Here is a 22,928-nt window from a genome sequence, read left to right on the forward strand (position 1 = left end):
GTTAAGATTTAATAAATATTCCGGCAAAAAACAAACAGTAATAAATTTTAGGGGGAAGCGAACAATATGAAATCAACAGGTATCGTAAGAAAAGTGGATGAATTGGGAAGAGTTGTTCTGCCCATCGAGCTTCGCCGCAACATGGGAATCGAAATCAAGGATTCTCTGGAAATCTTTGTTGATGAAAACACCATTATCCTGCAAAAATACGAACCTGCCGATATCTTCACAGGCAGTATGGATGATTTAATTGATTATAAGGGCAAAAAGGTTTCCAAGGCCTCTATTTTGGAAATGGCAAGAATTGCCGGTCTGGATGTGAAATAAGTCTCCGCTTTATATTCAGCTATTCCATCAAAATTTGACACCACAAAGGGCAGCATTGAAAGGTGAGCCCAGATAAGAAACCTTGCATTCTGAAATGCTGAAAGCTACGTCTACTGCGTCAGTTCCCCTTGACAGCCTAAGTCAAAGGATGCCTGCGGAAAACTTTCTTGTATCCGCAGTCTTTCAGCTATTTCATTTTCTTCATGTTTTCTTATTGGGACACACCTAAAAATGTTGTCCTTTTTTTATTGACAAGCCCCCCTCCACCCCCTACAATAGTCATATCTCAGATATTTCGTATGCAAACTAAATTGAAGAAAGGCGTGAACCAAAAATGAATCTCACATTTGAAGGAAGTAAAAATTATGTAGCCAGCGAAGAGCTGATGCGTTCTGTAAATATTGCCATCGCCCTGCAAAAGCCCCTGCTCATCAAGGGCGAGCCGGGTACCGGCAAAACCATGCTTGCCGAAGCAATTTCGCAGGCTCTTGGCAAAAAGCTCATCATCTGGAATATCAAATCCACCACAAAGGCGCAGGATGGTCTCTATGTGTATGACGTTGTGCAGCGTCTGTATGATTCCCAGTTCGGCAATGAGGGCGTGGATGATATCGGCAAATATGTCAAGCTGGGCAAGCTTGGCGAAGCGTTCCACAGCGACGAGCAGGTCATTTTGCTGATTGACGAAATCGATAAAGCCGATTTGGAATTCCCCAACGACCTGCTTTGGGAATTGGATAAAATGGAATTTTATATCCCCGAAACAAAGGAAACCGTTAAAGCAAAGCAGCGCCCCATCGTGATTATCACCTCCAATGCAGAAAAGGAGCTGCCCGATGCCTTCCTGCGCCGCTGCATCTTCCATTATATTGAATTTCCCGATGCAGAGCAGATGGAGGAAATCATCAAGGTGCATTTCGACCATGTGGAGGAAAACGTGCTGAAGCAGGTGCTTGCCACATTCTATTGGATTCGCGGCCTGTATAATATCCAGAAAAAGCCCAGTACCTCTGAGGTCATCGATTGGATTCGTGCCTTGGAGCTTGGCGGCGTGCCTGCATCCAAAATCAAGGAAGCCGTCCCCTTCGCAGGCGTTCTCTTGAAAAAGAACGAGGATATCGATACCATGCGTAAATTTTTGAAGTAAGTAGGTGAGTGACTGATGTTTACTTCATTTTTCTATCTCCTTCGTGCCAGAGGGCTGAAGGTTTCCCTCAACGAGTGGATGTCCCTCATTGAGGCACTCGATAAGGGTCTGCATCATTCCTCCTTTACGGGGTTTTATTATCTCTGCCGTGCCATTCTGGTCAAAAGTGAGGCAGATTTTGATAAATTCGACGGTGCCTTTCTGGAATATTTCAAGGATATGGAGCGTGCCACCGATGAACTGCCGAAGGAGCTTCTGGATTGGCTGAATAAGCCAAGAGAAGAGCTGGACGGCAGCTTCAGCGAGGAGGATCTCTTACGCAATCTCGGTCTTTCCGAGCAGCAGATTCAGCAGATGTTTCTGGAGCGTTTGCAGGAGCAGCACGAGCAGCATAACGGCGGCTCAAAATGGATTGGCACCAGGGGGGCTTCCCCCTTCGGCAATAACGGACAGATTGATAAGGGCATTCGTGTCGGCGGCAAAAGCCAGAAGCGCAGTGCCTTTCAGGTGGCAGGCGAGCGAAAATTCCGTGATTTCCGTGAGGATAATATCTTGGATACCCGTCAGTTCCAGATGGCCTTCCGCCGTCTGCGGCAATTTTCCGCCCGTGCGGATGAGGCAAGAACCGAATTTGATGTGGACGGCACCATTCGGGAAACCTGCGACAATGCCGGCAATTTGAAGGTAGTCTATGATAAGCCCAGAAGAAATACCGTCAAGGTGCTCCTTCTCATGGACAGCGGCGGCTCTATGGATTATTACAGCCGCATGTGCTCCGCGCTGTTTCAGGCAGTGCGTAATTCCAATCATTTCAAGGATTTGCAGGTGTTCTATTTCCATAACTGCATCTATTCCAAAATCTTCAAGGACCCTCGCATGCGCCCGAATTCTGCCATCCCGACCGAATGGATTCTGCAAAATATCAGCAGTGAATATAAGGTCATCATCGTTGGGGATGCCCAGATGGACCCCTATGAGCTGATGGAGGGCAGCTGGTATAGCTATGGCTCGCGCGACCGCACCCCCGGTATTGAGTGGCTCAAGCGCTTCAAGGAAAAATACCCCCATATCGTCTGGCTGAACCCCTCCGAGCGTCCCTATTGGGGCGGCTGGTGGGCAAAAACCTACGATATTTTGGCAAATGAATTTGATATGTATCGCCTGACCTTGGACGACCTAAACAACGCATTAAAGAAACTCATGGTGAACCGATAAACTGATTTTTACCCCTGTTTGATATCCAACAGGGGTTATTTTTTGCGTTCCGCTAAATTGATAATCTTCTTCTTTTTCTTTTTGGCATACTGCAATGTTGCGTAAGCTCCGCCTTCCTTCCGCTCTACCATCGCAATCACATAATCCGCCTGCTCTACCATCCAACGATTTCGCAGTACAATCGCATGCTTATAATGCACTCCCTCTAATATGGATGGTATCAGCACCAAATCAAACATGCTTTCATAATACGCCGAATTCACATTGATTCTTTTTTGCAGATACGGCAATACAAGAATCAAAGATATTTCCTTTTCCCTGTATTGTCTTTTCAGCAATCGCACTGCCGCCGCGCACAAATTGTCAAATTTCCCCATTCCGCCTACAAAACATTCTATCGGCGATTCCGTATATTGTATGATTTCTTCCAATACCTCTGTAATATCCTCCGCCTGCACCCCACAAATATCTCTATGTCCTGCGAATGTACATCGAATCATGATATCCCCCACCTTTTTTCCTCTGCATAAAATTTTCGCAAGTTATAAACTATATAAATAGTATATCTATATAGTTTATTATAACGAACCTTAACAAAAGATACAATGTAGAAAAATATGCAGAGGAGGGTTGCTTGATGGAGCTTGATTACAAAGCAATCGGAAAAAGAATCAAAATCGCACGCATCCAAGCCGAGCTTTCTCAGGAAGCATTAGCCGAAAAGGCAGACCTTTCCCCTACTCACATGAGCAATATCGAAAATGCCAATACAAAGCTGAGCCTGCCGATGCTGATTTCCATTGCAAATGCGCTTTCCGTATCTGCGGATACTCTGCTTTGCGATTCTGTTATCCATTCCAAGGAAATTTTCGCACAGGAAATCCAAAGCGCCGTGGCGGACTGTGATGAATATGAAATTCGCATCCTAACGGAAATTCTGAAAGCATCCAAGCGCGCACTGCGGCAGAATAAAAAATTGAATCAGCACTAAAAAAGAACCCAAAAGGGTTCTTTTTTGTTTGGAAAGCCTGCTTTCGCCTTATCTTGCCATTCTCTTTCGGTAAGAGAAAGAGGACGGGTGATTCCGCCCAATCAGCACATAAATCACAATCGACAGCAGATTAAACACAGACATCCCCGTAAACATCGTCTCATACCCAAACGAGGAAATCAGTCCCCCTGCAATCGCGCCGCCAATGCCGATGCCGATATCATACGCGCAGAGGAAGGTGGAGTTTGCACTGCCGCGCTTTTCGGGTGGTGCAATCGCCACCGCCATGGACTGCAATGCAGGCTCCAGTCCGCCGAAGCCAAAGCCGGAAAGCACTGCCGCCAACAGATACGTCACCGTATTCGGAAACAGCCCCAAAAGCAAAAACGCCGCAAACATCGCAATATTACAGCTATAGGCAAAAATCCCCTCGCCATGGCGGTCTGTCACCTTCCCTGCCGTCATTCGCATAATCAGCACCGTCACTGCCATAATCACAAAGAATAAGCCGCCGCTCGGCAAGCCCTTTTCCGCCGCAAATTTTGCCGCAAAATTTTCCAGTGCGCCATAGGTAAACATGAAAACCACCGCTGTCAGAGAAGCAGGAACCGCATTTTTATCAAACAACCCCTTTAAGGACAGCGGCTTTTTCTCCACCGCAATATTCGGTGCTTTCAGCAGGAAAAACAGCACCAGTGCAAGCGCAATCGAAAGGCTCCCGAACAGAAATAGCACGGAAAATCCGCATTTTTCCATCAATGCCAAGCCAATCGCAGGCGCAACCGCCGTTGCCAGTGCCGTTGCCAGTCCGAAAATGCCCATGCCCTCCGCAAAACGGGAGCGCGGCACGCTGTCTGTCGCAATGGTCGCGGTCGAGGTATTGGAAAACGCCAACGCCGCCCCATGCACCATGCGGCACACAAATGCCAGCACCAGTGTATGCAGAAACAGATACCCCAGCGGCATCAGAAGCATCCCCAAAAGTCCCACCGCCAGAATCATTTTCCGCTTCCCGTTATCGAGCATCCACCCAATAAACGGACGGCAGACCACCGAAACCACGCAGAACAGCGCAACCGCCATCCCTGCTACCGCCTCCGAGCCGCCGAGTGCCTCAATGTAAAACGGAAACGTCGCCAGTATCGCCAGATGATTCAGAAATACCAGAAAATTGATGATAATGATAAATACAAAATCCTTCCGAAAAAGCTTTTCCTCCTGCAAAAAAATACCTCCTTTTACCTTTTTCCGTTAAAATAAAAAAATGCGCTGCCAATATGGTAATCACAATCGGATTTACGCATATCAGCAACGCATTGCACTTATTTTTATACCACATTTTTTCTGTTGATGTAAGAAAAAATTTTGTTTTTTGCAAAAAAAATACACCGTACCCACAACAACGGATACGGTATATTCTTTAGAGGTATATTTTTTAGACTTTGAAAGGTGTCTTAAGTCTACTTCCTTAGCAAAATCAGTCTACCTTTACTGTCCAGCCGAATTTATCTTCCTTCAGACCCCATTGTACGCCTGTCAGCTCGTCATAAACCTTCTGTGTCATTTCACCGATTTTGTTATGGTTTACAACAACCTTTTCCTCTCCGCGTACAAAGCCGCCGATGGGTGTTACAACTGCGGCAGTACCGCACATGAATGCCTCCTGCACTGTGCCGTTCTTGCAGCCCTCCATCAGCTCGTCAACTGTAATTTTGCGCTCCACGGTTTCCATGCCCCAGCTTCTTGCCAGCTCCAGAATGGATTTTCTGGTTACGCCGGGCAGGATGGAGCCGTTCAGCTCAGGTGTCACCAGCTTGCCGTCCCAGACGAACATCAGGTTCATGCCGCCGCCTTCTTCTACATATTTTCTTTCAACGCCGTCAACCCATACAACCTGAGAATAGCCCTTCTTTGCCGCCTTTTCGCCTGCTCTGGTTGCCGCTGCGTAGTTGCCGCCGCATTTTGCATAGCCTGTGCCGCCGCGAACCGCACGCACATCATCCATTTCAATCAGCATATCCACAGGAGCCAGACCGCTCTTGTAGTAGCTGCCTACCACGCAGGCAATCACCATAAATGTCGCATGAGAGATGCCATGCAGTGCCAGATCTGCATCTGTACCGAACAGGAAGGGACGCAGATACAGAGATGTACCATACTGGTCGGGCACCCAATCCTTTTCCACCTCTACGAATTTTCTCAGATATTCCACTGCATCCTCCACATCAAACTGCGGCAGGCACAGTCTTTCTGCGGAATTGTTCATACGCTTGAAGTTTTCCGCAGGGCGGAACATCTGCACCTCGCCGCTGGGTGTGCGGTACGCCTTCAGCCCTTCAAAAACCTCTGCGCCGTAATGGAATACCAGTGCGCCGGGGTTCAGAGAAATATCCCCAAAGGGAACGATACGAGGGTTCTGCCAGCCGTTTTCGCTGTCATAATCCATCATGAACATGTGGTCTGTAAATGCTACGCCAAAGGGCACGGTAGCAGGATCGGGCTTCACCTTGGGGTTTGTTGTTTTTGTTACCTTTACTTCCATCATACGTCTTCTCTCCTTTGTTTTTCTCATTTTATCGTTTTATCTTTTGTAAGGTTTATTTCTTTTCTTCCACCATCTTAATGTTGCCGCGGATGACATCGCAGGATTTTTTCAGCTCTTCCTTTTCTCTCTCATTCAGAGAAAGCTCTACGACCTCCTCCACGCCGTTTTTGCCAATCACGCAGGGCACGCCGACAAATACGTCCTTCTCGCCATATTCTCCGCAAAGCTCTGCACTTGCAGGCATAATCTGTTTTTCATCATGCAGCACAATGCTTACCATGCGCGCCGCCGTGGTTGCAATGCCGTATTCCGTGCAGTATTTTCCGGAAAATGTGACCCAGCCGCCGCGGATGGATTCCTTCTGCAGGGCATCCCTGTCAAAGCGGAAGCGTTCATCCGTCTTTGCCCATTCTTCCAAGGATTTTCCTCGGAAGGAAACATTGCTCCATGCCGCAAACTGCTGATTCCCATGCTCGCCCAACATATACGCTGTAATGGATTTATGGTCAATGCCGGTCTGTCTTGCCAGTGCAGAGAGCAGACGGGAGGTATCCAGTCCGGTACCTGTGCCGAACACACGCCCACGGGGTAAGCCTAAGCCCTTCGCCAGCTGCTGTGTCACAACGTCGCAGGGGTTTGTAATGTTGACCACAACTCCGTCAAAGCCGGAGGCCTTTACTCTGCCCACATAGCTGTTGACCGCAGGCACGGTAAATTTCATTTCATCCGTTCTGTCCTGATTTGCACGGAGAATTTCAATCTTCCCGATGCTGTTCACGATAACGTCACAATCACCCAAATCCTCATAGGTCCCGATGTTCACCGTTACCCTGTGGGGCAGATATGCCACGCTGTCACGCAAATCCTGACATTCGCTTTCTACCTTTTTTTCATTGCTGTCCACCAGCACCAGCTCATCCGCAATGCCCTGCACCGCCAAGCTGTATGCAACGTGCGCGCCGACATGCCCCAGACCGATAATACCGATTTTTCTTGTTTTCATGGAGATTCCCTCCTTGTCCTTCTATCCTTCCGTTTTGCATTTCTTTTTTCAGTTCCTCTTTTGTAAAAAATCTGCTTCGTTTTGTCTTTTGTGTAAAAAATTTTGTGTTGCTTTTTGTCTTTTGTAAAAATCTGCTTTCGCTTTTTCTTTTGTAGGTTTAAAAATTTTTCTCTTTTGTGTTTTGTTTTCTTCTGTAAAATTTCTTCTTTTGTAAATTTTTTCTTCTGTAATCTCTTTTTGCTTTTTCTTTTGTAATTTATAAGTTCTTCTTTTGTAAATTTTTCTATGTCATGCCTTTTGTGTCTCACCGAAAGGAAAATGATAACAAAAAAAACTCATAGCCAAATGCCATGAGCCTTCACATACACATATATCTCTCAGATAGGTTTCGCAAAAAAGGTTTTATTTTTGCGCATGACAATCGGCGTTATTCTTCTTTTTCTTAGGGGCAATAATGCCCAGAATAATAACGCTAATTAGCAGGACAGCAAAACCGTATGCAGTTGTCATGAATACTGAATGTTTCATAACGCATAACCTCTTTTCAAAATCTGTTTTTCTCTGATAAAAAAAAGATATCACTTTCTTTTTTTCCCGTCAACGGAAAAAACAGCGAGGATTTTTCGCTCATTGTATCTGTTTTTATACATTTTTACCCCATTCTCGGCAAAAATGACAAAAAAATCATATAGCAGAAAATTCCTACTGACAAAATAGACAATCCAAGTGCCAAACACCGCAATAAAAAATCCCCCGATTCCGTAAAATCGGGGGACGTTTTGTTGTCTTACAAAACAGCATCCAGCTTTTCCTTCAGATGATTTGCAGGCACTGCGCCAATCACTGCATCCACAGGCGCGCCATCCTTAAAGATAATCATGTTTGGTACGCTCATAATGCGGTATTTCTGCGCCAAATCCATGGATTCATCAATATCCACCTTTACAATTTTCGCCTTTCCCTCGTATTCTGCGGAAAGCTGCTCCAAAACGGGGCCCATCATCTGGCAGGGGCCGCACCATGTCGCGGAAAAGTCCACCAGTACGGGCACCTTGCTTTCCAGTACCTCTGCCTGAAATTCCTGAGATTTGAGTTGCTTCATCTGTCATTCCTCCTTTATATGCCTTCTTCGGTATCAGTTTAACCGAAGGCTGTATTCTTATGTTTGTTCCAGTATAGCAGAAAAAGGAATTTATTTCAATAGTATATATCAAATAATAATAATTCTCAATAATATTTTTTCTTTTCGTGTATATTCCTCTGTCTCAGGGCAATACTGTTACCGAGGATGTTACTCCCCCTCTGAGGGCAGAAATGCCTTCAGAAATAACATTCTTTCTACTTCTTCCCCTTAAGAAAAGGACGGCAGAATTTTTACATTCTGTCGTCCTTTTTATTGCAGTCCTTTTGTTTCAGTACATTTCGATATCAATAATTTCCGGCTCATAGGGGTGCTTCAGTGCCTTCTGGCACACAAAGCGGAACGTATCCGTGCTGTCGGAAAGATAAAACTGCTTCTCGCCGACACCCTCGCTCTCATTCAGCAGGTCATGCTCCTTTAAGAACGCCATCACCCGTCTTGCCGTTGCCTTCGCAGGGTCAACCAGCTTGATTGCCTCCCCGACCGTCTGCCCGATGCAGCGCTTCAAAAGGGGATAATGCGTACAGCCCAGCACAAGGGAATCAATCCCCGTTGCCACCAGCTCCTCCAGATACCGCTTCGCCGCCTGTCTGGAAACCTCGTTATCCGTCCAGCCCTCCTCCGCCAAGGGAACAAAGAGCGGACACGCCTTTGTGAACACCTGCATTTCGCTGTCCTGTTCGCAGATCATCCGCTCATACGCACCGGAACGCACCGTACCCGGTGTCCCGATTACGCCAATTTTCTTATTCTTCGTGGAGCGCAGTGCCTCCTCCACGCCCGGCACAACCACGCCGAAGATGGGCACATCAAACGTCTCACGCAGCGCATCCAGACTGTTGGAGCTTGCCGTATTGCAGGCAACAATAATCGCCTTCACTTCCTTGCTCAGCAGAAACCGTACATTCTGCTTGGAATATTTCGTTACGGCCTCCTTGGATTTCGTCCCGTAGGGCACGCGCGCCGTATCCCCGAAATATACAATATTTTCATGGGGCATCACCTTCATAATCTGCTTTACAACAGTCAGACCGCCAACCCCCGAATCAAATACACCGATTGGTCTTGTATCCATTTCTTCCTTCTCCTCATCCTCTGATGCCCGAATCGCGCTTGAGCGCAAGCTCGATGAAGCGGTCCATCAGTTCTGTTTCTGTCATGCCTGCCTGCACCCAGAGCATCGGGTACATGCTGATGGGTGTAAAGCCCGGCATGGTATTCAGCTCATTAAAGAGCACTCTTCCTGTTTTTTTGTCAATGAAAAAATCCACCCTCGCCAGTCCGCTGCCGTCCACGGCACGGAAAATCTTTCTGGCAATACGGCGCATTTCCTCTGTCTTTTCTTCCTCCACCTCCGCAGGAATCACCGTACGGGAGTCGCTGTTGTTGTATTTTGCATCATAATCATAAAATTCCGCCGCAGAAAGTACCTCGCCCACGCCGCTGACCATCGGCTCTTCATTGCCCAGCACCGCACACTCGAATTCTCTCGCATCAATCGCTTCCTCTATGATGACCTTTCTGTCATAGCCTGCCGCAAAGTCCAGTGCCGCGGAAAGCTGCTCTCTGTTTTTCGCCTTGGAAATGCCCACAGAGGAGCCCGCGTTGGAGGGCTTCACAAAGCAGGGATAGCCCAGCTTTTTCTCCGCATGGTCGAGAATTCTCTCTCTCTTTTCCTCAAGGTCGTTCTTATGCAACCAAAGATACTTTGCCTGCGGAATCCTTGCCGCCTTCGCAATCATCTTCGTGTATACCTTATCCATTGAAACGGCAGATGCCAGCACGCCGCACCCCACATAGGGAATCTGCGCCATCTCCAAAAGCCCCTGAATCGTGCCGTCCTCGCCCCATGCGCCATGCAGCACGGGAATCACCACATCCACAGGGATTTCCTTCACATTGCCACCCACAATTTTCAGAAAGCATTTCTTCGTCGCATCAGGAGAAAGGCTCACGGGCGTGCCGAATTTTTCCCATTCGCCTGTTTTCACATGCTCTACAGGCCCGTTGTAAATCAGCCACTGCCCTTTTTTCGTAATCCCGACCGACAATACCTGATATTTTTCCTTATCCAGTGCCTGCAGCATCATCACCGCCGAGGTTCTGGAAACCTCATGCTCGGAGGACTGTCCTCCAAAAATCACTGCAACCGTTTTCTTGCTGACCATACTCTCGTCCTCCCTGCTTCCGACCAATACTTTTTCTATTATATGCACTTCCCCCTTTCCTGACAATAAAAACTTGCAGGAATAGCATAAAATTCAATATCTTACACAAAATTTGCAAGAAAACACGAAAAAAGATAAACTCCTTTGAAGTTTATCCTGATTTCGCCTTAATTTAATTCCCCTTCATCAGATGGGAAATGGATTTGTATAAAAAGAAGGTAATCACACCGTTGATGCCTGCCTTCAGCACATTAAAGGGAATGATTGCAGGAATCATCAGCGCAAGCACCGTTTCCAAGGGCGCACCCATGAAAAGCGGCGTAAAAATCATATTCATCAGCACCATTGCCGCCGTCTGCACCAATGCCCCCAGAATCAGCGCAATGACCGCCGTTTTTCTCGTCTTGTTTCTTTTATAAATGTTCCCCGTCACCAGTACGCAGCAGCCTGTTGCAAAAATGTGCATCACAATGCCGATAATCCCGCTCTGCGCGCTGACCGTAAAGCCCTGTATGAAGCAGACCACAACCGTCAGCAGCAGCCCTGCCAGCGGGCCATACGCAAAGGCACAAATAAGAATCGGGATATCCGCCGGGTCATATTCCAGAAATGCCGCCGCAGGAATCAGCGGAAAATGTATCACTGCCACCAGCACAATAGAGATTGCTCCAAGCATCGCCATAGAAACCAGCTGTCTGGTTGAAATTCTTCTGTTTTTTTGTTCCATTTTTTCTTTTTCCTCCGTGCTTTTTATTTCAGCCGTTTAAAACGGTTTGGGTCGTTTCGTCTGGCTTCGTCACCCTTTTTCATGAAATGATGCGCAAAAAAACCAGCAATGCCAATGCCGACAATCGTGCCGATGCCAATAGGGATTAGGGATAACGCCGCTCCGCCCTGCAAAGCCTCGTTCAAATCCTGTGCCGCATCCAATAAAACTGCTGTTGTTCCAATATCGAACATTCGTCTCCCTCCTCATAATTTTTGTTCTATTATGGCATAAATAAGGCTTTTTTGCAAGGAAAACGCCACCCTTGCAGGCGCATCTGCACCTCTTTTACATCCTTTTATCCTTTTCCAGAACGGCATCGAAGGCCTTTGTCAGGGTTGCCTCAAAGCCATTTGCCTGCAATGCGGCTACGCCCTCGATGGTTGTGCCGCCGGGGGAGCAGACCTGATCCACCAGAGACATGGGATGCTCGCCGCTCTCGAGTACCATTTTCGCGCTGCCCTCTACGGTTGCCGCCGCGATTTCCAATGCCTGCTTTTTGGACATGCCTGCCTTGACTGCGGCGCGCGCCAATGCGTCCATATAAAGATAGGCGAACGCAGGGGCAGAGCCTGCCAGAACGGTGAAAATGCCGAATTGGCTTTCCTCCACCTCGATAACCGCGCCAATAGTTGCAAACATTTCCTTAACAACGGCTTTTTGTTCCGCCGTTACCAGTGCGTTGGCACAAAGACCACTGGTTGCTGCGCCGATTTTTGCATTGATATTCGGCATAATACGAACAACCGGTGTCCCTTCGGGCAATAGCTCCGCCAGATATGCCAGCTCCTTTCCTGCCGCAATGGAAACCACCAAGGGCTTCTTTGCCGCAATTTCCTCCTTTAACGCAGGCAGAACAGCCGCCAGAATATGCGGCTTCACCGCAAGCACCAGTACATCGCTCGCCGCTACAACCTCCGCCGCCGTTGTCACCGCAGTTGCGCCGCAGGTTTCTGCCAGCCTCTGGGCAGAGGTGCCGGATTTACTTGTGATGAAAATATCCTTACCGTCATAGCTTCTTGTACCAATGGTCATGCCCCTGATGATGGCGCTTGCCATATTGCCTGCGCCGATAAACCCGAATCGCATGGAATCTCCTCCTTTTTATCTTCTTTTTTTCGCGAGGCGCTGCCTCGCACACCGCAAGCCTTTGAAAAGGCTTGACCGAAACTTTATACCCAAAAGCATACGCTTTTGGAGACAAAATTTCAAGAAAAAATGGACAATCTCAGAAATCCTATGGATTTGAAATTGCCCATTTTGTCATATCAATTCAATTTTATGCTGTTTTCCCAAAAATCTTAAACTTAGCAGATTACATTCTGGGGCTTGCCATCCTCCCATTTCAGGATGTTTTCGCTCACAATCTGCGCTCTGGTAAACAGCGCTTCATGAGACGCGAATGCAACGTGAGGGGTTACCACAGTGTGCTTGCTGTGCAGCAGAGGATGCTCCGCAGGAACGGGAGGCTCCATTTCAAATACATCAATGCCTGCGCCTGCAATCCTTTCTTCATTCAAAGCCTTTGCCAGTGCTTCGCTGTCCACAACAGGGCCGCGCGCAGTATTCAGCAGGATTGCGTTTTTCTTCATCAGCGCGATTTCCTTTTCACCAATCAGACCCTTTGTTTTATCATTCAGAGGCACATGCAGGGAAACGATATCACTCACCTTCAGCACATCCTCCAGAGGCAGATATTCGATGCCTGCACCCTGCATCTCAGGTTTTACGGTTCTGCTGTACGCAACAACCTTGCAGCCGAAAGCCTGTGCGATTTTTGCAACCTTGCTGCCGATGGCACCTGTGCCGACAACGCCGAAGGTTTTACCGAACAGCTCGCAGCCAACCAGACCTGCCTTTGTGCCTTCCTTACGGCAAACCGCATCACACGCAGGGATATTTCTCAGAACGGAGATTGCCAGACCGAATGCCAATTCTGCAACGGCATTTGTGGAATAGCCTGCCGCATTGCAAACGCAGATGCCTTTTTCCTTGCAGAAATCCACATCAATATGGTCTACACCTGTGAAAGCAACGGAAAGCAGCTTCAGATTCTTGCATTTTTCGATAACATTTTTACGGAAGGGCTGATTTGCGATGATGATGATATCGGCATCCTTGCCGCGTTCTGCCAGCTTATCCTGATCCTCCTCCTTTGTGTCATACGCCACAATTTCATGACCTCTTGCCTTCACTGCTGCGGTTGCTTCTGCCAGCTTTTCGGGTGTGATACCCAAGGGTTCGATAATAACGATTTTCATTGGAACAAGCCTCCTTATTGGGTGTGTTTTTTTATAGTAACTGCAATAAATTTCACTGTATAATGGTATGATAACGCAGTTTTTTCAAAAAAACAATAGCACTTGTGGAAAAAACAGAAAAAGTTTATACTATAGGAAAAATTCAGGGAAAGGAAGCGAAAAAATGCGTATTTTGTTTTTAGAATACCCCAAATGCAGCACCTGCAAAAAGGCGAAGGCATGGCTTACGGAAAACGGCGTTGCCTTTGATGACAGACACATCGTAGAGGACAACCCTACAGCCGAGGAATTAAAGGCATGGTGGGAGAAAAGCGGACTGCCGCTCAAAAAATTTTTCAATACAAGCGGTCTGGTTTATAAGGAGCAGAACCTCAAGGAAAGGCTGCCCGATATGAGTGAGGAGGAACAGCTTGCCCTGCTGGCAACAAACGGGATGCTGGTAAAACGCCCACTGGTGATTGGGGAGGATTTTGTACTGATTGGATTCAAAGAGGCGGAATGGGAACGGCTGAAATAAGTTTCCGCTTGACATGGATTTTCTAAAATCGTATACTAATAAATAAGAAAAGGATTGTCGCTCGTGAGAAGGCGGTCAGTCCTAAGTTAGGTGTTTGACCGTCTAACTTTTGTTAGGCGGTCGTTTTATTTATCGCCCTGTTTTACACAGGGAGATAATCGCTACGATAAGTATTCCAAACTGGATTAAATCCGAGTATGTAACATAATTCATAGCATCACCCCCTTTGCAGAGAGTGACTGAACCGCCAGAGCAACAATCCTCTGTCCCTATTCTACATAAAATTTCCTATTTCGGCAAGGGGCATCAATCCTCCGCCGCTGTAATCTGCACAAGCTGACCGCCCTTCGGGTCGGCGGCAATCTGCCAGATCTGTCCATCCTTTTTCGCTTGAAAAACGTAGTATTTCTTCTCGTTATTTTCATCCAAATCAAGCCAACGGCCATACATCCATGTATTATATTCCACATCCGTGAAGCCTTCCGCCGCAATCTTCTTTTCTACGGTTGACAGGGTTGTCAGCCCCATCAGCTTTACGCCGACAAAGGTGCCGACCAGAATCATAACTGTCATCAGGATAACCTCGCAGTTTTCCAGACAATTCTCATCGCAGTCCGCTTTCTGTATTCTGAAAAACCAGAGGACAGGAATCCCTGAGAAAAGCAGTTGCACCGCCGTCAGCCGAAACTCCTTCAAAAAGATTGCTCCACCAATTACCAGAAGAAAGAGAATCCAGACCAGTATCTTCCCATTTCTTTTCTGTTTTTCCGCCGACTCCTTCTCTTTTATGCTCCGCAAGGCGCGTCCGATGCCTGCGCCGGTAAAAGCACCAAGATAGGTAGCCGTGCCTGTCTGCACCACATCCCCGTAAAGCTTATCCTGCACGAGCCAAAGCACCGCGCACATCGCAATGACGCAGACAATGGCAACACTCATCAGCCGAGATTGCTTCTGCTCCTGTTTCGCTACGGTTTCTTCCCATTGTGTCAGTTTTCGTAAACCCATACGCTCTCCCTCCGTTTCGCCTCGTTCTCATTCTTCCGCAAAATACTACAGCAAGCCCTCCTTCTGCAAAAATGCCTTCAGCTCCAGTAAATCCGCATCATACACCGCCTGCAACGCGCGGTTATAAATGACTGCCGCAGGGTGATAAAGTGCAAACAACGTCCTTCCGTCCGCCAGCGCGACAGGTCTGCCATGATAGTCCCCGATGACGGCTTTTTTCTCCCCTGTGACCGCCTTGAGGGGGACATTTCCCAGTGTAACAAGCACCTTCGGCGCAATCGTTTGGATTTCCGCCTGCAAAAAGGGCAGGAAAAACGCGATCTCCTCCGCAGAGGGGGGACGATTCACCGCCTTGCCCGTTTTGGGGCTTTCCTTTGTAGGGCGCAGCTTGACCACGTTGGAAATATAAATCTCCTCTCGTTTCAGACCGACCACCTCCAGAAAGGCGGAAAGGTTCTTCCCCGCCTTGCCGACAAAGGGACGGCCCTGCTTTTCCTCGTCACCACCGGGGGCTTCGCCAATCATCATCAGCAGAGGTGCTTCGGCACCCTCACCAAACACGATGGTCTTTTCATGATAAGGCGAGGTTTGCACAGCTGTCAGCAGGTTTTCCTGCAATTTTGTGATATGGTTCATAAAATTTCTCCTTTTTTCCACAGTTCAGACAGGTTATCCACAGGATGTAGGGGTTATCCACAATAATTTTGGGGATAACTGATTCTGTAAACCCAAGATATAGTGTCTGTTTTTTCTTTTTCACGCAAAACTGACCGAAAATTCCTTGATTTTACGGCAAATCATAATATTCATCTTGTATTGCATAATTTTTCTGGGGATAAATACCCCCTTATCCACAGCTTTTTTGGGGATAACTCCACAGGTTATCCATAGCTTGTCCACAGCTTTGCTCATTTTTTGCGCAGAAGCAGGGAAAACACTGCAATGCCGCCCAGAAAACCGCCGATATGCGCGAAGTTATCCACGCCTTCCTGCAAAAAGCCGAACCCAATCGCCGTTGCCGCCAGAAGAAGCATGGTGGAATAATTCATACCCGTATACCGTGCGCCGCGCTTTTTGGTGAGCAGGAGCATTGCGCCAAGCAGACCATAGATTGCCCCCGATGCGCCGATGGAAACGCCTGCATTGCCACTGAACAGCACGCTGAACACGCCGCCGCAAAGCCCCGAAACCAGATACAGCACCAGAAATTTTCCCGTACCCAGAAGGCGTTCCGCCCGCACGCCGAAATAATACAAATAAATGCTGTTGGATGCCAGATGGAGCAGTCCTGCATGGAGGAACATACAAGTAAAAAAGCGGTAATATTCGCCTGCGAGAATCCCCTCTCGGCTCAAACCATAGGCGGAAAGAATTTCCTCTCTCTGCCCCGAAAGCATGCACCACGCCAGAAGCGCCGCACAGATGACGAAAATCACTGCCGTTGCGACGGGTGTTTTCTGCTCCTTCGTATCCCTGAGAACGAGAACCTCCGGCTCCCTGCCTGCCGCCGCCGCGCGCAGAAGCTTCTCTACGCCAAGAAGCTGTGTCGGCTGTCCCTGTGCGGCGGAAAGCCTGCCCGTTTCGGGCGAAAAATGCCAAAAAACCCGATAGAGTTTGTTATCATAGGCCTGAAATGCAGTTTCCACAGAATCCACAGGCAAAGTCCCTTCCCGGTTATCCACAAGGACGCTCAGCGCGACCACCCTTGTGCAATGAAATTCCTCGACACTGCCTTCCATTTTTCCCGCAAAATCGGCAAAGGTCATGTTTTCCTCGCGCCAGCCTTCCTCTGCCCCATCCAGCAGGCAGATGAGATACAGAACAGGGTTTTCCTCCTGCCAGTACCAGTTCTTTTTATTTTCTACCCTGCAAAAGCCCTTATGCTCCAGCTGCATTTGCAGGTGATCCCAAAATTCCACGGAGATCTCTCCTCCTTTTGCTCGTTTTCCCCTATTTTATCATAAGAAGCACCTGCGTTTGTGAACAAAATTTAAAAATAGACGACAAAACAAAAAAACCTGCCGGGCGACAGGTTTATTCAGGTGTTACTCACAAGCTTTTTTCAGTTATCCACAAAGTTATCCACATTTTCAACAGATTTCTCCACAATGCCCTTCCGCTTCTATAAGAAAAAACTCAGCAGAAAAATACCTGCCACGCCGGGCAGCCCCAGAAACGCGGAAACCGCAAGCGTTGCGGCATTGATGCCCACCGCCGCGCCAAGGCTTTTGCCCAGAAAGAGCAAAAACGCGCCCAAAACGGCAGAAATACCGCATTTGCACAGCATCCGCAGAGGTCTTGCAAGCGCAAGAAGTGCAAGCGCAAACAGACAAACAAAAATTGCACAGAACATGATTGCTTCCCCCGGTGTGTAATTCGCCATAAAGCCTTCCCCCTTTTAAATTGCCCTTCTCTGCACCCCGTTCGTCAGCCCCATTTTCTTCGCCGCCCTAAGAAAATATTCGTATTTTTTCTGCAGGGCAATGATTTCGTAAATATAGCTGTCGATGAGGCTCTCATCCGTCACATCCTCGAACGCACTTTGGGCACATTCCAGCTGTAATTGAATCCGCCGCAGGGTGGAAAGGATTTCCTCTCCTTCCAATTTAAGCCGTTCCCTTTGCATGGAAAAACCCTCCTTTTCCCTTTTAATATAGGCGAAAAAGGGGGTTTTTATTCCAAAAAATAATGGTGCCGACAAAGTCGGCACCGCAGACTGTAGACAAAGTAATTTTTGAGGTAGCGGAAGGGCTTGGGAAACAAACTGTTCATTACTTTGCTACGCAAAGCAGGCTTCGCCTGCCGCCCCTTCTTGGGCGGTAAGTAGTTTCCCAAATGGAATCCGCAGTCGGAATTCACTTCCGACGAGGAAAACAGCGAGTTTCAAGGCTTTTAAGCTGATGGAACTCGTCTGTTTATTCCTCTGTTTCAACAAGTCGAAAACCTGTTTTCGACTTAGGGTGCCGATAAAGTCGGCACCGAAGCCAGAATCAGGATTCGTGCATTTGCAGTTGGTTCAGCTCCTCTGCGGTCAGCTCTCTGCATGCCCCCTCAGGCAAATCCGCAGGCAGATAGAGATTTCCCATCGCCAGACGGTGCAGGGAAACCACCTTTGCGCCGAAGCAGCCGAACATCCGCTTAATCTGGTGATAGCGACCCTCCTGCAGGGTTACCTCGGCGGTTTTTTCGCCAAGAATGACAAGCTTTGCCGCCTTGCAGACACCATCATTGAGTGCCACGCCTGCCGCAAAGCCCTCCTGCATTTCCTTTGTAACGGGAATATCCAGCTCCACACGGTAAACCTTTTGGACATGCTTTCGGGGAGAAAGGATATTGTGCGCAAGAACGCCGTCATCCGTCAGAATCATCAGCCCCGTGGTGTCCTTATCCAATCTGCCGGCAGGGAAAAGCTCTCTGCCCTTATATGCCTGTGGCACAAGCGCGAGAACGGTCGGCTGTGTTTTATCCTCGGTTGCGGAAACATAGCCCTGCGGCTTATGCAGCATGAGGTAAACCTGCTTTTTGAAAATGAGCGGCTTGCCGTCAATGGTAATCACGCTTGCTTCGGGGTCTGCCTTCCGAGAGGAGGAGGTCACAGTCTCCCCATCTACAGCAACCCGCTTATGCTTCACCAGATATTTCACATCACTGCGGGAATAAAGCCCCTGTGATGCTATGATTTTATCAATTCTTTCCATGCCGTTTCTCCTTTATTCCGCTTTTATTCCGCTAAAAACGCCTGCAGGGCAGGAAACGCCTTTTCCGCCTGTGTATAGCCATGCCGATAGAAATTACTCAGCTTCTGATAATCCTTCTCCAAACGCTTGACCTCGAGCTGCTCAGGGCGGATGACAAAGACCCTGCCTGCCGCTTCCATCTCGTGAATGAAATCAAGCGTAGCATTATATCGTTCGGGGCGATTGCGCATTGCCGCCGCAAAGGCAGGATATTTCTTTTCATTGCGCTTCGCCAGAAATTTTGTTCCCTTGGAAAGCTGCATCCGAAATTCCCTTCTTCTGGTTTCCACAATGACCACCTTATCACAGCCCCTTGCGAAGGCACGGCGGACAGAAATGGAATCCGCAACACCGCCGTCCGCATAGGGAATCCCATTGATGACAACGGCAGGCGTTGCGCCGGGCAGGGCGGAGGATGCCATGCCGATATTCATCAGATAGCGGCGGTCTGTGCCGTAATCCGTCAGATATTCCGCCTGTCCCGTCAGGCAGTTTGTGGCGGTATATTCCCGTTCTATGGGGTTTCTGAAATACGCATCGAAATCAAAGAGATTATATTCTGTGGGCACCCTCCAGTAGATATTTTCCATGTCGAACAGATGCCCTGTCCGAATGATATTTTTCAAGCCAAAATAGGCATATCGCTTATCCTTTGTGATAGTGGTATCACGGGAGCGTCCATGCTGTCCCGAAATAAAATTCATGGCATTGCCTGCGCCGGCGGAGGTGCCGATGACATACCGAAACGCCTTTCCCAAATCCTGTTCCATAAAATAATCCAAAACACCGGAGGTAAATACGCCGCGGTTTGCGCCTCCCTCCAGAACCAAGCCAATTTTCATAAGACCCTCTGCTCCTTTTTTCTATGTGAAATCAAAGTTTTGTTTACGAAAAAGCCGTCGGGAAAAGCTCCCAACGGCTTCATTATACCATTTTCTATCGGTATTTTATACCGGTTTTGCATTGTTTTGTGCAGCTCTTTCCCTTGCCAGCTCCTCCGCATGCAGCTTTGCGTTTTTCGCAATCTGCTTTGCTGTTTTTCTGGCATTGGATTTTCTCTTTCTTTCATTCATCCACATATACAGAACTGGGATGAAAATCAGCGTAACCACTGTGGACAGCGTCAGACCGAAGATAACCGCAATGGCAAGCGCCTGCATCATTTCGGAGCCTTCGCTCGTTGCCAGCGCCATAGGCACCATACCCAGAACGGTTGTCAGAGTTGTCATGAGGATGGGGCGCAGACGGCGCGGTCCTGCACTGGTCAGCGCGTCATAGCAGTTCATGCCGCGATCCATCAGCTGATTCGTATAGTCTACCAGAACGATACCGTTATTTACTACCATACCAATCAGCATGACAAAGCCCATCATGGCAGGCATGGTGATGGTATTGCCTGTAATTAAGAGACCGATAATCGCACCCGTAATCGCCAGAGGCATGGAGAACATCACGATGAAGGGATAGCGCAGGGATTCAAACTGGGATGCCATAATCATGTATACCAGCAGAACCGCTACCACCATTGCAATTTCCAGACTGCGGAAGGTATCGTTCATTTTTTCCATCATGCCGCTGAATTCGTAGGTGCAGCCATCGGGCAGCTCGATATCCGCCATGGCTTTTTCTACCAGCTTCTGTGCCTCACTGGTGCTCATGTTATCGGCATTTGCGCTGATGGTAATATAGTTCTTCTGATTTTCACGCATGATGGTGGTTGCGCTTTCGTCCATCGTTACGGTAGCGACATCGCTCAGAGGAACCTGTGTACCATAAGCAGAGGTTACGGTCAGATTATTCAAATCCGTCAGATAATTTACGCTGTTCGTATCATAGCGGATAACAACGTCGATTTCTGTGCCGTCCAGCTTATACTGGGTTGCAGTGGAGCCGGAGATGGCTGTACTCAGCGCACCGGCAACAGATGCGGTCGTAATGCCATACTGGGATGCCTTTGCGCGGTCAATCGTTACCTTTGCTTCGGGAACGGTATCCCCTGTAGAGCCCTCCACGTCGGAAAGACCGTCTACCTCGGAAAGCTTATCAACCAGCTCATCCTCCACATCAACCAATGTTGCAGCATCGTAGCCATATACATTCATCGTCACATCGGCAGATGCCAGAGAGCCCATTGCAGAATCGGAGGAGGATACGGTAATATCCGCACCGGGGATGTCCGCCAGCAGCTTTTCGATATCGTCACAGACCTCCTCTGTAGAACGCTTTCTGTCCTTCGCATCCACAAGGTTCATGGTGATGGAGGCAGAGTTTGTGCCGGAGCTGAGCATACCGGAGCCGACATTGGCATAAACCACATCCGCTTCAGGAATATCCTGCAGGCGATACAGCACCTCAAGGGTGGTTTCCTCTGTGGTATCCAGATCCGTGCCATTCGGCAGGTCTACGGAAATGGTGGCAACGCCTTCATCCATGCTCGCCATGAAGTCCATCCCTGCAAGGGGAATACTGCAAAGGCTGAGAATGAATACCAGAAGCACCGTCAGAACCGTTTTCTTTCTATGGCGCAATGCCCATTTCAGCAGCTTTTCATATTTTCTGGAAAGGGTATCAATCGCGCCCTCCCAATGATCCAGGAAGGAAAGGAACTTGAGATTCTTCCAAACGAAGGTTTTTGTTTCTCTCTTTAACAGGAGCGCACATGCCATAGGCACGAAGGTCAGCGCAACCACAACGGATGCAATCAGCGCATACATAATGGTAAAGGAAAGGTTTTTCATCATGGCACCGGTTGTACCGCCGATGAGTGCCATAGGCAGGAATACAGCTACGGTTGTCAGCGTTGAGGCGATAATTGCCATGGAAACCTCTTTCGCACCGATTTCCGCCGATTCTGCGGCAGTGTAGCCTCTTTCGTAATACTGATAGATACTATCCAGAACAACGACGGAGTTATCTACCAGCATACCGATACCAATCGCGACACCACCCATGGAAATCATGTTCATATTGATATCCGTCACATACATCAGGGCAAAGGTTGCCATGATGGACGTAGGGATGGAAACGGCAATGATACCTGCCGTTACTGCGTTTTTCAGGAACAGCAGCAGAACGAAGAACGCAATGACTGCCGCCAAGAGTGCTGTCTCTGTGATATTGGACAGGGACATTTCAATATAATCGGAGGTATCGGACAGCATATCAATTTCCAGTTCGGGATAATCCCGCTGTAATTTTGCAATTTCGTCCTTCAGGGACTGGCTGACCTTAACCAGATTTGCCGTGGACTGCTTATCCACAGAAAGCAGAATCCCCTTTTCACCGTTGATATAGGTGAAGGAATCTCTATCCGCTTCGACCTGCTCAACCCTTGCAACGTCACTCAGATGAATAACTGCGCCGGTAGAGGTGGGAATCGGCAAATTATTGATTTCCTGCACGGAAGTAAATTCACCGATGGTACGCACGGCAACGGTTGTGTTGCCCTGTGTCAGGTCACCGGAAGGCAGGTTCATGTTTTCTGCCGCCAGCAGACCGGAAAGCGTAGAGGTTGTCAGTCCGTAGCCCGCCAGCTTGACAGGGTCAACGGTAATGCGCACCTCATTGGTGATACCGCCGGAAAGGCTGACAGAGGCAACGCCCTCGATACGCTCCAAACGATTGGCTACGTTATCCTCCAGAAGGTCATTCAAGGACTTCAAATCCATATTTTCCGCCTTTACGCCGATGGTGATTGGCATGGCATTGATATCCATTTTAATCACCATAGGGTCGCCTGCGGCATCGGGCAGAGTGGACTTCATCTGGTCGATTTTATCTCGCATATCCACCGCAGCCATGTCGATATCCGTACCGTCCACAAACTGCAGCAGCACCATGGACGAGTTGGTTGAGGAATAGGAGGTAACCGTATCCACATTTGCGATGGAGCCAAGGCTTTCCTCCATAGGCTTGGAAATAAGCTCCTCGATTTCCTCAGGGGATGCGCCCACATAGGTTGTCATAACAACGGCAATAGGCAAATCCATATCGGGCATCAATGCCTGATCCAGATTAAAATAAGAAACGATACCCGCGATAAATACCATCAGCGTTACCATAATAGTCGTTACGGGCTTTCTGATACAAAGCTTGGAGAACATTT

At 48.3% G+C, this 22,928-nt stretch carries 26 protein-coding genes; 5 read left to right on the plus strand and 21 right to left on the minus strand.

Going from position 1 to position 22,928, the window contains the following annotated elements; genetic code table 11:
* The first annotated feature begins 66 nt into the window (after nt 1-66).
* The 3 genes from GPK49_RS07050 to GPK49_RS07060 all read left to right on the plus strand — a co-directional run bounded on the left by GPK49_RS07050 (nt 67) and on the right by GPK49_RS07060 (nt 2,689).
* Nucleotides 67-327 (plus strand): AbrB/MazE/SpoVT family DNA-binding domain-containing protein, encoded by a 261-nt coding sequence (locus GPK49_RS07050; RefSeq protein WP_016406890.1) that lies wholly within the window; start codon nt 67-69, stop codon nt 325-327.
* Nucleotides 328-661: 334 nt separating this feature from the next.
* Nucleotides 662-1,474 (plus strand): AAA family ATPase, encoded by an 813-nt coding sequence (locus tag GPK49_RS07055; RefSeq protein WP_118582543.1) that lies wholly within the window; start codon nt 662-664, stop codon nt 1,472-1,474.
* 15 nt (nt 1,475-1,489) lie between these two features.
* Complete coding sequence (locus GPK49_RS07060; RefSeq protein ID WP_215677133.1) at nt 1,490-2,689, plus strand: vWA domain-containing protein; 1,200 nt, start codon at nt 1,490-1,492, stop codon at nt 2,687-2,689.
* Nucleotides 2,690-2,724: 35 nt separating this feature from the next.
* On the opposite strand, the gene GPK49_RS07065 is transcribed toward GPK49_RS07060, so the two are convergent.
* Nucleotides 2,725-3,189, minus strand: a complete 465-nt coding sequence (locus tag GPK49_RS07065) for a DUF1273 domain-containing protein (RefSeq protein ID WP_215677135.1) — start codon at nt 3,187-3,189, stop codon at nt 2,725-2,727.
* A gap of 137 nt (nt 3,190-3,326) precedes the next feature.
* On the opposite strand from GPK49_RS07065, the gene GPK49_RS07070 reads away from it, so the two are divergent.
* Entirely contained in the window at nt 3,327-3,680 is a 354-nt protein-coding gene (locus tag GPK49_RS07070) for a helix-turn-helix domain-containing protein (RefSeq protein ID WP_016406886.1), read from the plus strand.
* A gap of 48 nt (nt 3,681-3,728) precedes the next feature.
* On the opposite strand, the gene GPK49_RS07075 is transcribed toward GPK49_RS07070, so the two are convergent.
* From GPK49_RS07075 to GPK49_RS07120, 11 genes are all read right to left on the minus strand, one after another.
* Nucleotides 3,729-4,904 (minus strand): MFS transporter, encoded by a 1,176-nt coding sequence (locus GPK49_RS07075; RefSeq protein WP_016406885.1) that lies wholly within the window; start codon nt 4,902-4,904, stop codon nt 3,729-3,731.
* Nucleotides 4,905-5,157: 253 nt separating this feature from the next.
* Nucleotides 5,158-6,225 carry a branched-chain amino acid aminotransferase gene (locus GPK49_RS07080; RefSeq protein WP_016406884.1) on the minus strand — a complete coding sequence of 356 codons (1,068 nt, stop codon included), beginning with the start codon at nt 6,223-6,225 and terminating at the stop codon, nt 5,158-5,160.
* 52 nt (nt 6,226-6,277) lie between these two features.
* Nucleotides 6,278-7,228, minus strand: coding sequence for an L-lactate dehydrogenase (locus GPK49_RS07085; protein ID WP_215677137.1), 951 nt, complete (start codon nt 7,226-7,228; stop codon nt 6,278-6,280).
* A 402-nt stretch (nt 7,229-7,630) separates the two neighbouring features.
* Nucleotides 7,631-7,756 (minus strand): hypothetical protein, encoded by a 126-nt coding sequence (locus GPK49_RS12960; protein WP_016406882.1) that lies wholly within the window; start codon nt 7,754-7,756, stop codon nt 7,631-7,633.
* 259 nt (nt 7,757-8,015) lie between these two features.
* Nucleotides 8,016-8,330, minus strand: a complete 315-nt coding sequence (gene trxA, locus GPK49_RS07090) for a thioredoxin (protein WP_118582525.1) — start codon at nt 8,328-8,330, stop codon at nt 8,016-8,018.
* Between the two features lie 310 nt (nt 8,331-8,640).
* On the minus strand, nt 8,641-9,444 hold the full coding sequence (murI, locus tag GPK49_RS07095; protein WP_118582522.1) for a glutamate racemase: 804 nt from the start codon (nt 9,442-9,444) through the stop codon (nt 8,641-8,643).
* Between the two features lie 13 nt (nt 9,445-9,457).
* Complete coding sequence (locus tag GPK49_RS07100) at nt 9,458-10,537, minus strand: D-alanine--D-alanine ligase family protein (RefSeq protein WP_118582519.1); 1,080 nt, start codon at nt 10,535-10,537, stop codon at nt 9,458-9,460.
* A 172-nt stretch (nt 10,538-10,709) separates the two neighbouring features.
* Nucleotides 10,710-11,264: an ECF transporter S component gene (locus GPK49_RS07105; protein WP_174707769.1), complete on the minus strand. Its 555-nt coding sequence runs from the start codon at nt 11,262-11,264 to the stop codon at nt 10,710-10,712.
* A 23-nt stretch (nt 11,265-11,287) separates the two neighbouring features.
* Entirely contained in the window at nt 11,288-11,497 is a 210-nt protein-coding gene (locus GPK49_RS07110; RefSeq protein WP_016406877.1) for a hypothetical protein, read from the minus strand.
* Between the two features lie 94 nt (nt 11,498-11,591).
* Nucleotides 11,592-12,392, minus strand: a complete 801-nt coding sequence (gene proC / locus GPK49_RS07115) for a pyrroline-5-carboxylate reductase (RefSeq protein ID WP_215677139.1) — start codon at nt 12,390-12,392, stop codon at nt 11,592-11,594.
* A gap of 218 nt (nt 12,393-12,610) precedes the next feature.
* Complete coding sequence (locus GPK49_RS07120; protein ID WP_215677140.1) at nt 12,611-13,564, minus strand: 2-hydroxyacid dehydrogenase; 954 nt, start codon at nt 13,562-13,564, stop codon at nt 12,611-12,613.
* Nucleotides 13,565-13,727: 163 nt separating this feature from the next.
* Between GPK49_RS07120 and GPK49_RS07125 the strand changes: the two genes are divergently transcribed.
* Nucleotides 13,728-14,081: an arsenate reductase family protein gene (locus tag GPK49_RS07125; protein WP_016407282.1), complete on the plus strand. Its 354-nt coding sequence runs from the start codon at nt 13,728-13,730 to the stop codon at nt 14,079-14,081.
* A 129-nt stretch (nt 14,082-14,210) separates the two neighbouring features.
* On the opposite strand, the gene GPK49_RS13165 is transcribed toward GPK49_RS07125, so the two are convergent.
* The 9 genes from GPK49_RS13165 to GPK49_RS07165 all read right to left on the minus strand — a co-directional run bounded on the left by GPK49_RS13165 (nt 14,211) and on the right by GPK49_RS07165 (nt 22,926).
* A complete protein-coding gene (locus GPK49_RS13165; RefSeq protein ID WP_334304406.1) occupies nt 14,211-14,294 on the minus strand; it encodes a putative holin-like toxin in 84 nt (27 codons plus the stop codon).
* Between the two features lie 93 nt (nt 14,295-14,387).
* The gene (locus GPK49_RS07130; RefSeq protein WP_215677142.1) at nt 14,388-15,086 is read right to left on the minus strand and encodes a hypothetical protein; all 699 of its coding nucleotides are present in this window, start codon (nt 15,084-15,086) and stop codon (nt 14,388-14,390) included.
* A 45-nt stretch (nt 15,087-15,131) separates the two neighbouring features.
* Nucleotides 15,132-15,722, minus strand: coding sequence for a uracil-DNA glycosylase (locus tag GPK49_RS07135; RefSeq protein ID WP_215677144.1), 591 nt, complete (start codon nt 15,720-15,722; stop codon nt 15,132-15,134).
* A gap of 272 nt (nt 15,723-15,994) precedes the next feature.
* Nucleotides 15,995-17,005, minus strand: a complete 1,011-nt coding sequence (locus GPK49_RS07140; protein ID WP_215677146.1) for a rhomboid family protein — start codon at nt 17,003-17,005, stop codon at nt 15,995-15,997.
* Nucleotides 17,006-17,208: 203 nt separating this feature from the next.
* Nucleotides 17,209-17,469, minus strand: coding sequence for a pro-sigmaK processing inhibitor BofA family protein (locus GPK49_RS07145; RefSeq protein WP_016407277.1), 261 nt, complete (start codon nt 17,467-17,469; stop codon nt 17,209-17,211).
* Nucleotides 17,470-17,484: 15 nt separating this feature from the next.
* On the minus strand, nt 17,485-17,712 hold the full coding sequence (locus GPK49_RS07150) for a DUF2508 family protein (protein ID WP_016407276.1): 228 nt from the start codon (nt 17,710-17,712) through the stop codon (nt 17,485-17,487).
* A gap of 364 nt (nt 17,713-18,076) precedes the next feature.
* On the minus strand, nt 18,077-18,784 hold the full coding sequence (locus GPK49_RS07155) for a pseudouridine synthase (protein ID WP_215677148.1): 708 nt from the start codon (nt 18,782-18,784) through the stop codon (nt 18,077-18,079).
* Nucleotides 18,785-18,807: 23 nt separating this feature from the next.
* The gene (locus GPK49_RS07160) at nt 18,808-19,665 is read right to left on the minus strand and encodes a patatin family protein (RefSeq protein WP_215677150.1); all 858 of its coding nucleotides are present in this window, start codon (nt 19,663-19,665) and stop codon (nt 18,808-18,810) included.
* Between the two features lie 105 nt (nt 19,666-19,770).
* Nucleotides 19,771-22,926 carry an efflux RND transporter permease subunit gene (locus GPK49_RS07165; protein ID WP_215677152.1) on the minus strand — a complete coding sequence of 1,052 codons (3,156 nt, stop codon included), beginning with the start codon at nt 22,924-22,926 and terminating at the stop codon, nt 19,771-19,773.
* Between the last annotated feature and the right edge of the window lie 2 nt (nt 22,927-22,928).

This window comes from Clostridium sp. MCC345 (genome assembly GCF_018785345.1).
GTDB classification, from domain to species: domain Bacteria; phylum Bacillota; class Clostridia; order Lachnospirales; family Anaerotignaceae; genus Anaerotignum_A; species Anaerotignum_A faecicola.

Excerpts from the sequence above, each read along its gene's own strand:
- GPK49_RS07050 (WP_016406890.1), top strand. The coding sequence starts at position 67 with ATGAAATCAACAGGTATCGTAAGAAAAGTGGATGAATTGGGAAGAGTT.
- GPK49_RS07055 (WP_118582543.1), top strand. The coding sequence starts at position 662 with ATGAATCTCACATTTGAAGGAAGTAAAAATTATGTAGCCAGCGAAGAG.
- GPK49_RS07060 (WP_215677133.1), top strand. The coding sequence starts at position 1,490 with ATGTTTACTTCATTTTTCTATCTCCTTCGTGCCAGAGGGCTGAAGGTT.
- GPK49_RS07065 (WP_215677135.1), bottom strand. The coding sequence starts at position 3,189 with ATGATTCGATGTACATTCGCAGGACATAGAGATATTTGTGGGGTGCAG.
- GPK49_RS07070 (WP_016406886.1), top strand. The coding sequence starts at position 3,327 with ATGGAGCTTGATTACAAAGCAATCGGAAAAAGAATCAAAATCGCACGC.
- GPK49_RS07080 (WP_016406884.1), bottom strand. The coding sequence starts at position 6,225 with ATGATGGAAGTAAAGGTAACAAAAACAACAAACCCCAAGGTGAAGCCC.
- GPK49_RS07085 (WP_215677137.1), bottom strand. The coding sequence starts at position 7,228 with ATGAAAACAAGAAAAATCGGTATTATCGGTCTGGGGCATGTCGGCGCG.
- GPK49_RS12960 (WP_016406882.1), bottom strand. The coding sequence starts at position 7,756 with ATGAAACATTCAGTATTCATGACAACTGCATACGGTTTTGCTGTCCTG.
- trxA (WP_118582525.1), bottom strand. The coding sequence starts at position 8,330 with ATGAAGCAACTCAAATCTCAGGAATTTCAGGCAGAGGTACTGGAAAGC.
- murI (WP_118582522.1), bottom strand. The coding sequence starts at position 9,444 with ATGGATACAAGACCAATCGGTGTATTTGATTCGGGGGTTGGCGGTCTG.
- GPK49_RS07100 (WP_118582519.1), bottom strand. The coding sequence starts at position 10,537 with ATGGTCAGCAAGAAAACGGTTGCAGTGATTTTTGGAGGACAGTCCTCC.
- GPK49_RS07105 (WP_174707769.1), bottom strand. The coding sequence starts at position 11,264 with ATGGAACAAAAAAACAGAAGAATTTCAACCAGACAGCTGGTTTCTATG.
- GPK49_RS07110 (WP_016406877.1), bottom strand. The coding sequence starts at position 11,497 with ATGTTCGATATTGGAACAACAGCAGTTTTATTGGATGCGGCACAGGAT.
- proC (WP_215677139.1), bottom strand. The coding sequence starts at position 12,392 with ATGCGATTCGGGTTTATCGGCGCAGGCAATATGGCAAGCGCCATCATC.
- GPK49_RS07120 (WP_215677140.1), bottom strand. The coding sequence starts at position 13,564 with ATGAAAATCGTTATTATCGAACCCTTGGGTATCACACCCGAAAAGCTG.
- GPK49_RS07125 (WP_016407282.1), top strand. The coding sequence starts at position 13,728 with ATGCGTATTTTGTTTTTAGAATACCCCAAATGCAGCACCTGCAAAAAG.
- GPK49_RS13165 (WP_334304406.1), bottom strand. The coding sequence starts at position 14,294 with ATGAATTATGTTACATACTCGGATTTAATCCAGTTTGGAATACTTATC.
- GPK49_RS07130 (WP_215677142.1), bottom strand. The coding sequence starts at position 15,086 with ATGGGTTTACGAAAACTGACACAATGGGAAGAAACCGTAGCGAAACAG.
- GPK49_RS07135 (WP_215677144.1), bottom strand. The coding sequence starts at position 15,722 with ATGAACCATATCACAAAATTGCAGGAAAACCTGCTGACAGCTGTGCAA.
- GPK49_RS07145 (WP_016407277.1), bottom strand. The coding sequence starts at position 17,469 with ATGGCGAATTACACACCGGGGGAAGCAATCATGTTCTGTGCAATTTTT.
- GPK49_RS07150 (WP_016407276.1), bottom strand. The coding sequence starts at position 17,712 with ATGCAAAGGGAACGGCTTAAATTGGAAGGAGAGGAAATCCTTTCCACC.
- GPK49_RS07155 (WP_215677148.1), bottom strand. The coding sequence starts at position 18,784 with ATGGAAAGAATTGATAAAATCATAGCATCACAGGGGCTTTATTCCCGC.
- GPK49_RS07160 (WP_215677150.1), bottom strand. The coding sequence starts at position 19,665 with ATGAAAATTGGCTTGGTTCTGGAGGGAGGCGCAAACCGCGGCGTATTT.
- GPK49_RS07165 (WP_215677152.1), bottom strand. The coding sequence starts at position 22,926 with ATGTTCTCCAAGCTTTGTATCAGAAAGCCCGTAACGACTATTATGGTA.